We start from the raw sequence: 14,208 nt of genomic DNA on the forward strand, positions 1-14,208 counted from the left end.
TACCTAGGTTGACGCGGCCGTCGACCCGGCCGACGGCAGACTCCTCGGCCACATCCCGCAGGCCCCCGGCTCCACCGGCGCGCTCGCCGCCCGCGTGGTCCCGCAGATCATCGCCCCGCTCTCCGGCGACGGCGTGGTCTTCCACTACCCCCTGCGGGGCATCGGTACACCTTCACCGCGAAGACCGCGCAGGACGGCTACCGCTACCGCGCGGAGTTCACCAACTCCGCCGGTTCGACGCGGACTTCGGCGATCACGCTGACGGTCACGGAGCCAGGTGAGGGGACGGACGGGGGAGCGGACGGCGGCACCACGGGCGGAGACACGTCCGGCGGCTCAGGCAGTACGGGCAGTACGGGTTCAACGAGTACTACAGGCGGGACAAGCGCGTCCGGTAGCACCTCAGGTTCGACTACTGGCGGTACTAGGGAACGGGAACAACGGGAACGGCAACGGGAACAACGGGAGGCACGACCACCGAGGCGGCCTCCTCCTCCACCGGCAGCCTCGCCGCCACCGGAGCCGCAGTGGGCACGGTGGCCGCCCTGGCCGCGCTGCTCACCGGCGCCGGCTGGTACCTGCACCGCCGGGCGACCCGTGGCGGCGCCCGCCCGGTTCAGTAGGTCACGGTCTCCGGTACCGGCCCCGTAGGGATGCCGCCCGACGCGGCGACCACGGTGGCCGGGACACCGCCGCGCCGCCGGACCGTGCCCGGCAGCCGCAGCCGTCCACCGGCGTGCAGGGCGACTCCGGTCATCGGTACGGCGATCACGACCAGCCCGACCGCGAGGATCGCGCCCATCGCGGGGAACCCGGCTTGCGCAGACAGCACACTGCCCGCGAGCGGCCCCGCAGCCGTCCCCAGTGACGACGTGGAGCCGACCAGAACCGCCCAACGCCCGCGCGGATCAAGGGAGGCGGCGAGACCGAGGACGTAGGACAGGACGATCGGGTAGAGGGTGTTCCAGGCGATCTCGCCGGTCGCGAACGTCCTCAGGTCGTGCGCGGACGCGCTGAGCACGATGCAGCCCGCGATGAGCGCGGTGCCCGCGCCGATCGGCACCGCGCGCCCCAGCCGGGAGCCGAGCGCGCCCGCGCCGATCACGCCCACGAGCCCGGTGCCGAGCGCGATGGCGAAGACCGCGCCGACGGTGACCTCGGAGAGGTGCGCCTGGGCGATGCCGATGCGGCCGCTGACGCCCCAGAGGGAGTTCTGGGCGAGCGACCAGCACAACAGGGTGGTGGCGAGGACGAGTCCGGCACGGCGGTGGGGGAGTCCGGTGGTCTGCACGCGCGCGTGCTCCGTCGTCGCCGTAGGCACCGGGAGGCGGCCGGTCAGCGGCCATACGGCGAGTGCGGTGAGCGCGATCGCGGCGAGCGGTTGGCCGTGGCCGGAGCCAAGGTGCGGGACCGTCAGATAGACGGCGCCCGCGAGCGCCGACACGCACAACAGGCCGAGCGTGGAGGCGCGGTGGGGGTCCCGTTCGGCGGCGATCCCGGACGCGGCGACCGTGGTGGCCGTACCCGATCCGAAGCCGCCGACGACCGCGCCCGCGATGATGGCGGGGACGGCGTGCGTGAACGCGGCCGAGCCGTAGCCGAGCACGGCGAGGGCGAGCCCGATCCGGGCGAGGGTGCGCGGGCCGATCCGTTCGACGCGCGAGGCGAGCAGAAAGCCCGCCGCGGCCGAACTCAGCAGCAGCGCACTGCCGACGGCACCGGCCTGCGTCGCGGACAACGGCAGCCCCGCGTCGAGCCGGCCGACGGTGGTGGGCAGGAGGTAAGGGGCTAGGTACCCGGCCGTGAAAAGGGCGACGAGGGGCCAGGGCGTGGTGGTGCTGCGGGCGAACACGGGCGTTCCCAGGGCATGCGAAAGAAGCGGCTCAAAAAGGGGATTGGGCGACGACCGTCGACGGACAGGAACGCGCGGCCAATTTGTATCAAGCACGCGCTTCGCGAAAGAAGGGCGGGGGGTGTGATGTGGGGCACGTTCAGTTTGGGGTGGGGGATGCCGGGTAACCGCAGGCCCACATTGCGGCACTGGCCAGGGGTTATCGGCCCGTCCGGCACCTTTTCAGCACAGGCCGACTACATCCAGCCCGCCCGGCGCCTTTTCGGCACAGGCCCGCAAATTCAGCCCGTCCGGCGTTTGAGGGCGAGGCCCCTTCAGGGCCGAAGCGGGGGTCTGGGGGCCGCAGCCCCCAGAAGGCGCGCCCACTACCGCCAGTGCACAGTCCCACCGGCCCCGGCCGACGCACCCTCGATCTTCGCCCGGACCTCCCGCATCACCGCAACGATCTCCCCCTCGTGCCCCGGCGTCAGCCGAGCAACCGGTACCGAGCAACTGATCGCGTCCAGCGCAGGCCTGTCGTACCGCAGCGCGAACCCGAACCCCACGATCCCGAGCACCCCCTCCTGACGGTCGACCGAGTACCCACGGACGCGAATCACGGCGAGGTCCGCGACCAACGCCTCCCGCGTGGTGAGGGTGTTGGGGGTCGCCGCCTCGTACGGCCCGTCGGGCAACTCGGCGTCCGGCCGTTCGGCGAGCAGGGCCTTGCCCAGGGCGCCCACATGGGCCGGCAGCCGCCGCCCCACCCGGCTGATGGTCCGCAGGTACTCGTGCGACTCCCGGGTCGCGAGATACGCGACGTCCCGCCCGTCCAGCCGCCCCAGGTGGATCGTCTCGCCGAGCGCCTGGGACGCCTCGTCGAGATACGGCCGTACGGCCCGCACCCGGGGGTCGGAGTCGAGGTAGCTCGTGCCGGTGAGCAGGGCGCGCAGGCCGATGCCGTAGAGCGAGCCGGTGATGTCGGTGCGGACCCAGCCGTGTGCGATCAGGGTCTGGAGGAGGGCGTACATCGAGCTGCGCGGCACGTCCAGCTCGTCGGCGAGTTCCTGGAGGCGCGCGGGACGGTCGCCGCGCGCGGCGAGCAGTTCGAGCAGCTCGACCGTACGGGCGGCGGACTTCACCTCGCGGACGCCACCGGGCTCTGACATGGGGTGATGGTAGCGAGCGCGGGGTGCCCCATTGACGGTCGAGGTTCGCGTATCTAACCTCTGTCTTCATACGTGGATAACATCTACATAGGGAGATGACTTCAGTGAACGGCGAACCGGAGACCACCAAGACCCCAGAGACCACGGAGTCCGTGGTGCGCAGGCTCCGCGACGGGATGGCGGCCGGCGTGCTCTCCTTCCCGCTCACCTCCTTCCATGACGACGGCTCCCTCGACCCCGGCGGCTTCCGCACCCACGTCGCCGAGCGGATCGCCACGGCCCCCGGCGCCGTGTTCCCCGCCTGCGGCACCGGCGAGTTCTTCTCGCTCGACGAGGACGAGTACCGCACGGTCGTCACCGTCGCGGTGGAGGAGGCGGCCGGCCGTGTCCCCGTCGTCGCCGGAGTCGGCTACGGCTGGGCACAGGCCGCCCGCTTCGCGCGCATCGCCGAGGAGGCCGGCGCCGACGCCCTCCTCGTCCTGCCGCACTACCTCGTCGCCGCCCCGCAGGACGGCCTGGTCGCCCAGCTCGAACAGCTCGCCGCCCGCACCCGGCTCCCGCTCATCGCCTACCAGCGCGGCCAAGTCGCCTATACGGCGGCCTCGTTGAGGCGGATCGCGCAGATCCCCGGCGTCATCGGCCTCAAGGACGGCCACAGCGACCTCGACCGCCTGCAACGCCTCACGCTCGCCGCCCCCGAGGGCTTCCTCTTCTTCAACGGCGCCTCGACCGCCGAGATCCAGGCCCGCGCCTATGCCACGGTCGGCGTGCCCGCCTACTCCTCCGCCGTCCACGCCTTCGCCCCCGAGATCGCGAACGCCTTCTTCAGTGCACTGCGCGACGGCGAGGAGAAGTCCGTCGAGAAACTGCTGCGCGACTTCTACGTCCCGTTCGTCGAACTCCGCGACCGGGTGCCGGGATACGCGGTGTCCCTGGTCAAGTCGGCGGCCCGGCTGCGGGGTTGCCCGGTGGGCCCCGTGCGCGCCCCGCTCACCGACCCCACGGCCACCGACCTGGCCGACCTCACCGCCCTGCTCACCACCGGACTCGACCTCGTAGGAGCCGCGCTGTGAACCTCACCATCGCCGACATCCGGCTGACCCCGATCCTGGTCGCCGACCCGCCGCTGCTGAACACCCAGGGCGTCCACCAGCCCTACACCCCGCGCCTGATCGTCGAGATCGAGACGGCCGACGGGATCACCGGCCTCGGCGAGACCTACGGCGACACCAAGTACCTGGAACTGGCCCGGCCGTACGCCCGGAAACTGATCGGCCGTCAAGTCGGCGATCTGAACGGCCTGTTCACCGTCGCCGACGAGGTCGCGGTCGACGCTTCCCGGACCTCCTCGCAGGTCGACGTCGGCGGACTGCGCGGTGTGCAGACCGCCGACAAGCTGCGCCTGTCCGTTGTCTCCGCCTTCGAGGTCGCCTGCCTCGACGCGCTCGGCAAGGCGCTCGGGCTGCCTGTGCACGCGCTGCTCGGGGGCAAGGTGCGGGACGCGGTCGAGTACAGCGCGTACCTGTTCTACAAGTGGGCCGACCACCCCGAGGGCGTGGCGAGCGAGAAGGACGACTGGGGTGCCGCGATCGACCCGGCCGGAGTCGTCGAGCAGGCACGGAAGTTCAAGGAGCGCTACGGCTTCACCTCCTTCAAGCTCAAGGGCGGGGTCTTCCCGCCCGACGAGGAGATCGCCGCCGTACGGGCGTTGGCGGACGCCTTCCCCGACCACCCCCTGCGCCTGGACCCCAACGGCGCCTGGTCCGTGGAGACTTCGCTGAAGGTCGCGAAGGAACTGGACGGTGTCCTCGAATACCTGGAGGACCCGGCCCTCGGCACCCCCGCCATGGCCGAGGTGTCCGCCGGCACCGATGTACCGCTCGCCACCAACATGTGCGTGACGACGTTCGCCGAGATCAAGGAGGCCTTCGCGAAGGACGCCGTCCAGGTCGTGCTCTCCGACCACCACTACTGGGGCGGACTGCGCAACACCCAGCAACTGGCCGCCATCTGCCGCACGTTCGGCGTCGGCATCTCCATGCACTCCAACACCCACCTCGGGATCAGCCTCGCCGCGATGACCCATGTCGCGTCGACCGTCCCGAACCTCCACCACGCCTGCGACTCCCACTACCCCTGGCAGTCGGAGGACGTCCTCACCGAGCGCCTCACCTTCACCGACGCCAAGGTCACCGTCTCCGACGCCCCCGGCCTCGGCGTCGAACTCGACCGCGCCAGGCTGGAGTTGCTGCACCGGCGCTGGCTCGACGACGACGGTGCGCTGCGCGAGCGCGACGACGCGGCCGCGATGCGGATCACCGACCCGGAGTGGGTGACGCCTTCGATGCCGCGCTGGTAGGACCGGTGGGAGTGAACAGGGTGACCGGATCCGGACGCGTGCGGCGCGGCACCGGGCGAGGCACGCACCGTAGCGCCCGGCAGCCGCCGTAGCGCCCGGACCTGCGCTTGCCGCACACCGGCGCGACGGGCGGTCGCGGAGCGGGAGCCGCCCCCACGCGCGCGTGGTGGTGCACACTGGCCTGATCCGTATCACGTCAGGGAGCGCACCGTGACCGCGTCCAACGCGTCCACCGGAAAGGGACCGTCGTCCCGCAGCGAAGGGCCGTCCTGCGGGGTCGACCCGCTGGCCGGGTTGCGCGCGGCGGACGATCCGCCCTGGGACGTGTACCTCACCGGCACCGTCTTCCTCGACATCATCTTCACCGGGCTCGAAACCGCCCCCGTGCGCGGCACCGAGTCCTGGGCCCGCGGGATGGGATCGAGCCCCGGCGGGGTCGCCAACATGGCCACCGCGCTGTCCCGCCTCGGCCTGCGCACCTCGCTGGCAGCGGCCTTCGGCGACGACCACTACGGCGAGTACTGCTGGGACGCGCTGGAACAGGGCGAGGGCATCGACCTCTCCACCTCCCGCAAGGTGCCCGGCTGGCACTCCCCGGTCACCGTGTCGATGGCCTACGAGGGCGAACGCACGATGGTCTCGCACGGCCACGAGCCGCCCCCGGAGGTCGTGTTCGGCCAGGGCGGCGCACCTGACTGCCCGCCACGCGCGCGTGCCGCCGTCGCCTCCCTCACCCCCGGCAAGCAGGCCCCCTGGGTCGCCCAGGCCGCGAGCGAGGGCACCCGGATCTTCGCCGACGTCGGCTGGGACGACACCGGAGCCTGGGACCTCGCCGGACTCGCCGACCTCGCGCACTGCGAGGCCTTCCTGCCGAACGCCGAGGAGGCCATGCGCTACACCGGCGCCGACTGCCCCCGCGCAGCCGCCCACGCCCTCGCCGAACACGTACCCCTCGCCGTCGTCACCCTGGGTGCTGACGGCGCCTACGCCGTGGACCGGCGTACCGGGGAGTCCGCCGCGGTCCCGGCGATCGCCGTCGAGGCCCTCGACCCCACCGGCGCGGGCGACGTCTTCGTGGCCGGCTTCGTCACCGGAACCCTGGCCGGCTGGCCGCTCGCCGACCGCCTCGCCTTCGCCGGACTCACCGCCGCGCTCTCCGTCCAGGAGTTCGGCGGCTCCCTCTCCGCACCGAGCTGGTCGGAGATCGGCGCCTGGTGGCGCAAGGTGCAGTCGGTCGCGGGCCAGGACCCGACCGCCCTGAGCCGGTACGCGTTCCTGGCGGGACTCGTACCGGAGGAACAGGGCGACGGCAGCCCCTGGCCGCTGCGGCGGGCGGTGCCGACGATCGGGTTCGGCGGGTCGACGTAGGGGGAGGCGGGGCCGGTAGCCGCTCGCTCGCGCGCAGGCGCCCCGGGGCGGAACGTTCCTGCTCGGCCGTCCCGGCGAGGCTCAGCGAGCCGCCGCCGCCCGCTCCACCACACCCGTGACCTCTTCCCGTACGGCCTCGAAGACCGCCTCGGGCAAGGTGCCGAGCGGAGTGAGCGCCAGAGTCCCGAGGACGCGGCGGACGTCGGTGTCGTAGGGAACGCTCTCGCTCAGCACGTCGTAGCCGTCACGGACCGCGACCCGCAGCACGGGCGCCTCCGGACCCGCCCCCACCGCGACCGCGACCACGAAGGGGACCTCGCCCCGGAGCTGGTCGGACAGCTTGCGGTAGCCGCTGGCGATCGGTTCGTCCCAGCGCAGATGCAGCAGCAGCGGGCGCTTCGCCAGCAGCTCGGCGAGATCGGTCTCGACGGGACCGTCCGGCTCCAGGACCACCGCGCGGGCGTCCAGCACCAGCGCGGCCGGCAGCAGACACCGCAGCGAGCTGCCGACTATGTTCCCGCCGACCGTCGCGGTCCGGCGCACCGCACCGGTCCCCACCCCGTTCGCCGCCCGGCGCAGCACCTCCGGCACCCGCTCGTCGATCTCGTGCAGCAGTACGGCCGCGCCCAGCGTCCCGTCCCCGATCACCTTGGCCTCGGGCAGCGCCCGCAGGGACACCGCCTGCTCCGGGAACCCGTCCCGTTGCCAGGAGGCCCACACCAGCGTCGCCCCGCCGACGGGCACCGCCCCCTCGGTCAGGCACTCCTGCGCTTCGGACACGGACGTGGGCAGACGCACGAACACAGCGGCCGACCTGCTTTCCCTCACGGCCCGGCGGTGGGAGCCACGGCCCACCGGCCGGATCTCCAGCTGACACTTGGCTGACACAGCACATTGTCCGTACAAGCGCGGGGGCGCGAACAGAGCTCACGGCGACACCCTGTGCGCCCGCCCTGCGCCGGGAACGCTTCCCGGCACCCCGGGCGCCACCCCGTATTTCGTGGCCCGACGGTCACCGAAAAGCCCTACGGCGTTGTCAGTGGCCCGGCGTACCCTGGGAATCACCAGGCCGCCCTTGTGGCGGGCGAGTCATATCGAGGAGGACGAGCAAGGCCACAGAGCCGGCCCATGACTCAGACACCCACAGCTCACACCCCCGCGCAGGGACAGGCGAGAGTAGAGATCACCGTCCCCGCCCAGCACGCCATGGTGACCCTCCTGGGATCCGGCGACGCTCTCCTGCGGGTGATCGAGAAGGCCTTCCCGGCGGCCGACATCCACGTCCGGGGCAATGAGATCAGCGCGGCCGGCGACGCCCGCGAAGTGGCCCTCGTCCAGCGCCTGTTCGACGAGATGATGCTGGTGCTCCGCTCGGGGCAGCCGATGACGGAGGACGCAGTGGAACGCTCGATCGCCATGCTCAGGGCGAGCGAGAACGGGGATGGTCCCGAGGAGACACCCGCCGAGGTGCTCACCCAGAACATCCTGTCCTCGCGAGGCCGCACGATCCGCCCCAAGACCCTCAACCAGAAGCGCTACGTCGACGCGATCGACAAGAACACGATCGTCTTCGGCATCGGCCCCGCCGGCACCGGCAAGACCTACCTCGCCATGGCCAAGGCGGTCCAGGCCCTCCAGGCCAAGCAGGTCAGCCGCATCATCCTGACCCGCCCGGCGGTCGAGGCGGGCGAGCGGCTGGGATTCCTCCCGGGCACCCTGTACGAGAAGATCGACCCGTACCTGCGCCCGCTGTACGACGCGCTGCACGACATGCTCGACCCGGAGTCGATCCCGAAGCTGATGGCGGCGGGGACGATCGAGGTCGCGCCGCTGGCCTACATGCGTGGTCGCACGCTCAATGACGCCTTCATCATCCTGGACGAGGCCCAGAACACGAGCCCCGAGCAGATGAAGATGTTCCTCACCCGGCTCGGCTTCGAGTCGAAGATCGTGATCACCGGTGACGTGACGCAGGTCGACCTGCCGAGCGGCACGAAGTCGGGGCTGCGGCAGGTGCAGGACATCCTGGAGGGGCTCGACGACGTGCACTTCTCCCGCCTGTCGTCGGCGGACGTCGTACGGCACAAGCTGGTCGGCCGTATCGTCGACGCGTACGAGAAGTACGACAGCGAGAACGGTACGGAGAACGGCACCCACAAGGGTGCCCGTGACAAGCGGAAGTAGATCAGCACGACCATGTCGATCGACGTCAACAACGAGTCCGGAACCGAGGTCGACGAGCAGGCGATCCTCGACATCGCCCGCTACGCCCTCGCGCGGATGCGCATCCACCCGCTCTCCGAGCTCTCGGTGATCGTCGTGGACGAGGACGCCATGGAGCAGCTCCACATCCAGTGGATGGACCTGCCCGGGCCGACCGATGTCATGTCCTTCCCGATGGACGAGCTGCGTCCGCCGAGCAAGGACGACGAGGAGCCCGCGCCGGGGCTCCTCGGTGACATCGTGCTGTGCCCGGAGGTCGCCGCGAAGCAGGGCGCCGAGGCCGAGACGCAGCACACCATGGACGAGGAGCTCCAACTCCTCACCGTCCACGGTGTGTTGCACCTCCTCGGCTACGACCACGAGGAGCCCGACGAGAAGGCCGAGATGTTCGGCCTCCAGGCCGCCATCGTGGACGGCTGGCGCGCGGAGAAGGGCCACACCGGCCCCTCCCCGGCTCCGACGGTCTCCTAGGGCACGGTTAGGCACAGGTAAGTACGCCTCATGAGTCCTCAGATCGTCGTCGGGGCCATCGCCCTTGTCGTTGTCGCCTGGCTCGCCGCCTGCGCGGAGGCGGGCCTCGCGCGCGTCTCCAGCTTCCGCGCCGAGGAGGCCGTACGGTCCGGTCGGCGCGGCAGCGCCAAGCTCGCGCAGGTCGCCGCCGACCCGACCCGCTATCTGAATGTCGCGCTGCTGGTCAGGGTGGCCTGCGAGATGGCCGCCGCCGCGCTGGTCACCTACGAGTGTCTGCACGTGATCCACGGCACCGCGCCCGCGCTGCTCGCCGCGATCGGCGTCATGGTCCTCGTGTCGTACGTCGCGGTGGGGGTCTCCCCGCGCACGATCGGGCGCCAGCATCCGCTCAACACGGCCACGGCGGCGGCGTACGTGCTGCTGCCGCTCGCGCGGATCATGGGCCCGATCCCGTATCTGCTGATCCTCATCGGCAACGCGCTCACGCCCGGAAAGGGCTTCCGGCGCGGCCCGTTCGCGTCCGAGGCCGAGTTGCGGGCGCTGGTGGACCTCGCCGAGAAGGAGTCGCTGATCGAGGACGAGGAGCGCCGGATGGTGCACTCGGTCTTCGAACTCGGCGACACGCTCGTGCGTGAAGTCATGGTCCCCCGCACGGACTTGGTGGTCATCGAGCGGTACAAGACGATCCGTCAGGCCCTCACCCTCGCGCTGCGCTCCGGCTTCTCGCGCATCCCGGTCACGGGCGAGAGCGAGGACGACATCGTCGGGATCGTGTACCTCAAGGACCTGGTCCGCAAGACGCACATCAGCCGCGACGCCGAGTCCGAGCTGGTCTCGACGGCCATGCGGCCCGCGAGCTTCGTGCCGGACACGAAGAACGCGGGTGATCTGCTGCGCGAGATGCAGCAGGAGCGCAATCACGTCGCCGTCGTCATCGACGAGTACGGCGGCACGGCCGGCATCGTCACCATCGAGGACATCCTGGAGGAGATCGTCGGTGAGATCACCGACGAGTACGACCGGGAACTGCCCCCGGTGGAGGAGCTGGGCGACGACCGCTACCGCGTCACCGCCCGCCTCGACATCGGCGACCTGGGCGAGCTCTACGGCTTCGAGGCCTACGACGACGAGGACGTGGAGACGGTCGGCGGACTGCTCGCGAAGGCGCTGGGCCGCGTCCCGATCGCCGGTGCCTCCTCGGTCGTGGAACTGCCCGACGGCCGTGAACTACGGCTGACGGCGGAGGCCTCGGCCGGGCGGCGGAACAAGATCGTGACGGTGCTGGTGGAGCCGGTGGGGGCGGCGGATCCGGCCGAGGAGGAGGCGAAGCCGGAGTGAGTCCCGAGCAACTGCGCGCGTTCTGCCTGTCGTTCAACGCGACGGTGGAGGACTTCCCCTTCAGCCCGGACATCTCCGTCTTCAAGGTCCTGGGCAAGCTCTTCGCCCTGACCCGGCTGGATGCGCGGCCCCTCACGGTCAACCTCAAGTGCGACCCGGAGGACGCGATCCGACTCCGGGAGGAGTACGACGGGTTGATCATCCCCGGGTATCACATGAACAAGCGGCACTGGAACACGGTGACGGTGGACGGGGGACTCCCGGACCGGTTGGTCCGGGAGCTGGTGGAGGACTCGTACGACCTCGTCGTCGCCGGGCTACCGCGCGCCGAGCGGCTCCGCCTCGACCGTCCCTGAGTCGGCTCGCCCGGACCGCAGGCCCAAGGTCACCAGCACCGCCGCCCCGAGCGCGATCGCCACGTCGATGCCCACGACCGTGTGGACCCCCGACATGAGATCGCCCGACGTCGTGGCGAGGACGCCCAGGAGCGGGATGCCGATGGTGATGCCGATCTGCTGGGTGGAGGTGACCAGGCCGGTGGCCAGGCCCTGTTCCTCGTCGGGGACGCCGGAGGTGACCGTCACGCCGTAGGAGATGATCGCGCCCAGGTGGCACATGCTCGCCAGGGATACGGCGGCCGTGGCGAGCCAGACCGACCAGGTGTGGGTGTTGAGCGCCAACAGGGCGGCGGTCAGGGCCGATTGGCCGGTGAGCGAGGCGATCAGGGTGTGGCGGGCGCCGATGCGGCCGATGACCCTCGGGGCGTAGACGCCCGCGACCGCCGAGAGGATGCCCTGGACGCCGAAGACCAGGCCCGTCTCGAAGGACGACAGGTGCAGGATCTCCTGGAGGTACAGGGTCAGGACGAAGACCACCGTCGACATCATCGAGAAGGTGACCAGACCGCCCAGGTTGCCCCATGCCACCGTGCGGCGGCGCAGCATCGGGAGGGAGACCAAGGGCTGGGGCGTGCGGGACTCGATGGACGCGAAGGCCGTGAGGAGCAGGACTCCCGCGATCAGGGTCGTGATCACGTCGGGGCGGGCGAAGCCGTGGTCGGCCGCCGTGGAGAGGGCGTAGATCAGGGCGAGGAGGCCGCCGGTGACCGTGATCGCGCCGGGGACGTCCAGGCGCGGGCGGTCCGGGGTGCGGGACTCCGGGAGCAGGGCGGGCGCCAGTGGGAGCACGATCACCGCGAACAGCGTGAGCAGGGCCATCGTCGAGCGCCAGCCGAAGGCGTCGGTCAGGACACCGCCGGCCACCATGCCGACCGTGAAGCCGAGGGAGAGCAGGGTGCCGGAGATGCCGAGCGCGCGGTCGCGGGCGGGGCCCTCCGGGAAGGTGGTGGTGAGCAGGCTCATGCCGGTGGGCACGATGGCCGCGGCGCCGAGGCCTTGCAGGGCGCGGCCGGTCAGGAAGGACGCCGGGTCCCAGGCGAAGGTGGCCAGCAGGGAGGCCGCGCCGAACAGGGCCAGGCCGGTGAGGAACAGCCGGCGGCGGCCGTAGAGGTCGCCGATGCGGCCGAACAGGAGCAGGAAGCCGCCGGACGGCAGCGCGAACGCGGTGACCGCCCACTGGAGTCCGGACCGGCTCATGCCGAGGTCGGCGCCGAGGGTGGGCAGGGCCACGTTGAGGACGGAGAAGTCCAGGGCGACCATGAACTGGGCCGCGCAGAGGACGAAGAGGACGAGTTTGTCGCGCGTCGAGAGTTTGGGGGTGCGGGGTGGTTCGTGGGTGGTGGAGGTCGTGGTGTCGGTCGCCATGCCCAGAGCTTCCGGCCGTCGGAATAGGCGTGGGGAGACGGAAGTTGTGCTGGTGGTGGCACCACCAGCCGACAGTAGGGGGTTGGGTACGTGGCTGTTGACGCCCTGAAGAGTCGTCGGCTGAGTGAACTGCGCGAGTTCCTGATGAGCCGCCGGGCCCGGGTCTCGCCCGCCGAGGCGGGACTGCCGGACGGCGGGGCGCGCCGTCGTACGCCGGGACTACGGCGTGAGGAGGTCGCCGTGCTCGCGGGCGTGGGCGCCTCCTGGTACCAGTGGCTGGAGCAGGGGCGGGACATCTCCGTGTCGCCGCAGGTCCTCGACTCCGTCGCCCGCGTGCTGCGGCTGAGCAACGCGGAGCGGCGGCATCTGTACGCGCTGGCCGGGTTGAACCCGCCCGCGCCGGAGCCCGCGGCCGATCACGGCTGTGAGGGCATACGGCGGCTGATCGACGCGTGGATGCCGTTTCCGGCGCACATCATGGACCGGTACTACAACTGCGTGATGTACAACGAGGCGGCGGGCTGGGTGCTGGGGCTGCGGCCCGAGAACACGCAGAACTGTCTCGTCGACTTCTTCACCGATCCGCTCTACCGGTCCCGTTCGCAGAGCTGGGAGCGGAACGCGCGCACGGTGGTCGCGCAGTTCCGGGCGATGTGCGCGGACCGGCCCGACGACGAGGGCTTGCAGGTGGTGCTGGCCGAAGTGAGCGCCGTGAGCCCGGAGTTCGTCGCGTTGTGGGAGCGGCGGGACATCCTGGACGCGGGGGTGGTGCGCAAGGAGCTGGAGCATCCGCTGGTCGGGCTGCTGTGCGTCGAGTCGACGGCTCTGCGGGTGCCGGCGCGGCAGGATCTGACGATCGTGCTGCACACGCCGTTGGAGGAGGCGAACACCGTGGCGAAGCTGGAGTGGCTGGCCTCGGCGGAGGGGCGGCGGGGGGCGATGTACCCCGTGGCGGGGTGAGGGTGCCGGTCCTTCGTATGCTCTGTGTATGACCGAGAGCAGCGCGCTTGACCCCGAGGACCGCAAGATCGTCACCCTGGCCCGTTCGGCTCGGGCCCGCAATGGAGTGCCTGAGGGCGCGGCCGTACGGGACGAGACGGGGCGTACGTATGTCGCCGGGACCGTTGCCCTTGCGTCGCTGAAGTTGAGCGCGTTGCAGACGGCGGTGGCGATGGCGGTGGCGTCGGGGGCGAAGTCGCTTGAGGCGGCGGCGGTCGTGACGGGTGCGGAGTCTGTGTCCGCGGAGGATTTGGCGGCTGTACGGGATCTGGGTGGGCCGGAGACGCTGGTGCACTTGGCTGCGCCGGACGGGACTGTGCGTCTGACGGTCGTTGCGGGCTGAGTTGGTGCTGGGGGCTCCGCCCCCAGACCCCCGATCGGCCCTGAAGGGGCCTCGTCCTCAAACGCCGGACGGGCTGAATTTTGCGGGCCTGTATGGAGAAGTGGCCGGAGACGGGCTGGATTCTGCGGGCCTGTGTCGAAAGCGTCCCGCAGGACAGACACGCACCCCTGTCCGGAATTAGACCGTCCAGATTTCGCCCTTGCTCTCCCCCCGTCTCCCGCGCATCAATGGAACCGTAAGTTCCGACGGACCGTCAGATTCTCGCTCGCGCGGCGCACCGCACCGTGTCCGTGAGTGGTTCTGAGGGGTTTCTCCCGTCCGTCCCCACATGGCATTCCCAGACA

The 14,208-nt window shown here is 71.0% G+C and carries 13 protein-coding genes; 9 read left to right on the forward strand and 4 right to left on the reverse strand.

Annotation, left to right across the window (positions count from 1 at the left end; genetic code table 11):
• Positions 1–616 precede the first annotated feature (616 nt).
• Positions 617–1,852 (reverse strand): MFS transporter, encoded by a 1,236-nt coding sequence (locus tag JHN63_RS18200; RefSeq protein WP_307781917.1) that lies wholly within the window; start codon positions 1,850–1,852, stop codon positions 617–619.
• 365 nt (positions 1,853–2,217) lie between these two features.
• Positions 2,218–3,000, reverse strand: a complete 783-nt coding sequence (locus JHN63_RS18205) for an IclR family transcriptional regulator (protein ID WP_200682125.1) — start codon at positions 2,998–3,000, stop codon at positions 2,218–2,220.
• 95 nt (positions 3,001–3,095) lie between these two features.
• Here JHN63_RS18205 and JHN63_RS18210 point away from each other — a divergent pair, with 95 nt between their 5' ends.
• The 3 genes from JHN63_RS18210 to JHN63_RS18220 all read left to right on the forward strand — a co-directional run bounded on the left by JHN63_RS18210 (position 3,096) and on the right by JHN63_RS18220 (position 6,727).
• Positions 3,096–4,073, forward strand: coding sequence for a 5-dehydro-4-deoxyglucarate dehydratase (locus tag JHN63_RS18210; RefSeq protein WP_200682126.1), 978 nt, complete (start codon positions 3,096–3,098; stop codon positions 4,071–4,073).
• Positions 4,070–5,359 carry a glucarate dehydratase family protein gene (locus tag JHN63_RS18215; protein WP_200682127.1) on the forward strand — a complete coding sequence of 430 codons (1,290 nt, stop codon included), beginning with the start codon at positions 4,070–4,072 and terminating at the stop codon, positions 5,357–5,359. Before JHN63_RS18210 ends, JHN63_RS18215 begins: the two co-directional genes overlap by 4 nt.
• Positions 5,360–5,569: 210 nt before the next feature.
• The gene (locus JHN63_RS18220; RefSeq protein ID WP_200682128.1) at positions 5,570–6,727 is read left to right on the forward strand and encodes a PfkB family carbohydrate kinase; all 1,158 of its coding nucleotides are present in this window, start codon (positions 5,570–5,572) and stop codon (positions 6,725–6,727) included.
• An 81-nt stretch (positions 6,728–6,808) separates the two neighbouring features.
• Here JHN63_RS18220 and JHN63_RS18225 read toward each other — a convergent pair whose 3' ends face one another.
• Positions 6,809–7,531 carry an FAD binding domain-containing protein gene (locus tag JHN63_RS18225; protein WP_200682129.1) on the reverse strand — a complete coding sequence of 241 codons (723 nt, stop codon included), beginning with the start codon at positions 7,529–7,531 and terminating at the stop codon, positions 6,809–6,811.
• 324 nt (positions 7,532–7,855) lie between these two features.
• On the opposite strand from JHN63_RS18225, the gene JHN63_RS18230 reads away from it, so the two are divergent.
• The 4 genes from JHN63_RS18230 to JHN63_RS18245 are packed head-to-tail and all read left to right on the forward strand — an operon-like array spanning position 7,856 to position 11,115.
• The gene (locus tag JHN63_RS18230; RefSeq protein WP_200682130.1) at positions 7,856–8,911 is read left to right on the forward strand and encodes a PhoH family protein; all 1,056 of its coding nucleotides are present in this window, start codon (positions 7,856–7,858) and stop codon (positions 8,909–8,911) included.
• A 12-nt stretch (positions 8,912–8,923) separates the two neighbouring features.
• Entirely contained in the window at positions 8,924–9,421 is a 498-nt protein-coding gene (gene ybeY, locus JHN63_RS18235) for an rRNA maturation RNase YbeY (protein WP_200682131.1), read from the forward strand.
• Positions 9,422–9,451: 30 nt separating this feature from the next.
• The gene (locus JHN63_RS18240) at positions 9,452–10,759 is read left to right on the forward strand and encodes a hemolysin family protein (protein WP_200682132.1); all 1,308 of its coding nucleotides are present in this window, start codon (positions 9,452–9,454) and stop codon (positions 10,757–10,759) included.
• Positions 10,756–11,115: an MmcQ/YjbR family DNA-binding protein gene (locus JHN63_RS18245; protein ID WP_200682133.1), complete on the forward strand. Its 360-nt coding sequence runs from the start codon at positions 10,756–10,758 to the stop codon at positions 11,113–11,115. Before JHN63_RS18240 ends, JHN63_RS18245 begins: the two co-directional genes overlap by 4 nt.
• On the opposite strand, the gene JHN63_RS18250 is transcribed toward JHN63_RS18245, so the two are convergent.
• Positions 11,077–12,522, reverse strand: a complete 1,446-nt coding sequence (locus JHN63_RS18250) for an MFS transporter (RefSeq protein WP_200682134.1) — start codon at positions 12,520–12,522, stop codon at positions 11,077–11,079. The genes JHN63_RS18245 and JHN63_RS18250 overlap by 39 nt on opposite strands.
• A 144-nt stretch (positions 12,523–12,666) precedes the next feature.
• On the opposite strand from JHN63_RS18250, the gene JHN63_RS18255 reads away from it, so the two are divergent.
• A complete protein-coding gene (locus tag JHN63_RS18255) occupies positions 12,667–13,482 on the forward strand; it encodes a helix-turn-helix transcriptional regulator (protein ID WP_234477317.1) in 816 nt (271 codons plus the stop codon).
• 28 nt (positions 13,483–13,510) lie between these two features.
• On the forward strand, positions 13,511–13,864 hold the full coding sequence (locus JHN63_RS18260; protein ID WP_200682136.1) for a cytidine deaminase: 354 nt from the start codon (positions 13,511–13,513) through the stop codon (positions 13,862–13,864).
• The last annotated feature ends 344 nt before the right edge of the window (positions 13,865–14,208 follow it).

The sequence above is a fragment of the Streptomyces sp. MBT65 genome (assembly GCF_016612545.1).
Lineage (GTDB): Bacteria > Actinomycetota > Actinomycetes > Streptomycetales > Streptomycetaceae > Streptomyces.

What these genes read in the sequence shown, in the direction of transcription:
- JHN63_RS18205 (WP_200682125.1), bottom strand. Translation starts at nt 3,000, where the DNA reads ATGTCAGAGCCCGGTGGCGTCCGCGAGGTGAAGTCCGCCGCCCGTACG.
- JHN63_RS18210 (WP_200682126.1), top strand. Translation starts at nt 3,096, where the DNA reads ATGACTTCAGTGAACGGCGAACCGGAGACCACCAAGACCCCAGAGACC.
- JHN63_RS18230 (WP_200682130.1), top strand. Translation starts at nt 7,856, where the DNA reads ATGACTCAGACACCCACAGCTCACACCCCCGCGCAGGGACAGGCGAGA.
- ybeY (WP_200682131.1), top strand. Translation starts at nt 8,924, where the DNA reads ATGTCGATCGACGTCAACAACGAGTCCGGAACCGAGGTCGACGAGCAG.
- JHN63_RS18240 (WP_200682132.1), top strand. Translation starts at nt 9,452, where the DNA reads ATGAGTCCTCAGATCGTCGTCGGGGCCATCGCCCTTGTCGTTGTCGCC.
- JHN63_RS18250 (WP_200682134.1), bottom strand. Translation starts at nt 12,522, where the DNA reads ATGGCGACCGACACCACGACCTCCACCACCCACGAACCACCCCGCACC.
- JHN63_RS18255 (WP_234477317.1), top strand. Translation starts at nt 12,667, where the DNA reads ATGAGCCGCCGGGCCCGGGTCTCGCCCGCCGAGGCGGGACTGCCGGAC.
- JHN63_RS18260 (WP_200682136.1), top strand. Translation starts at nt 13,511, where the DNA reads ATGACCGAGAGCAGCGCGCTTGACCCCGAGGACCGCAAGATCGTCACC.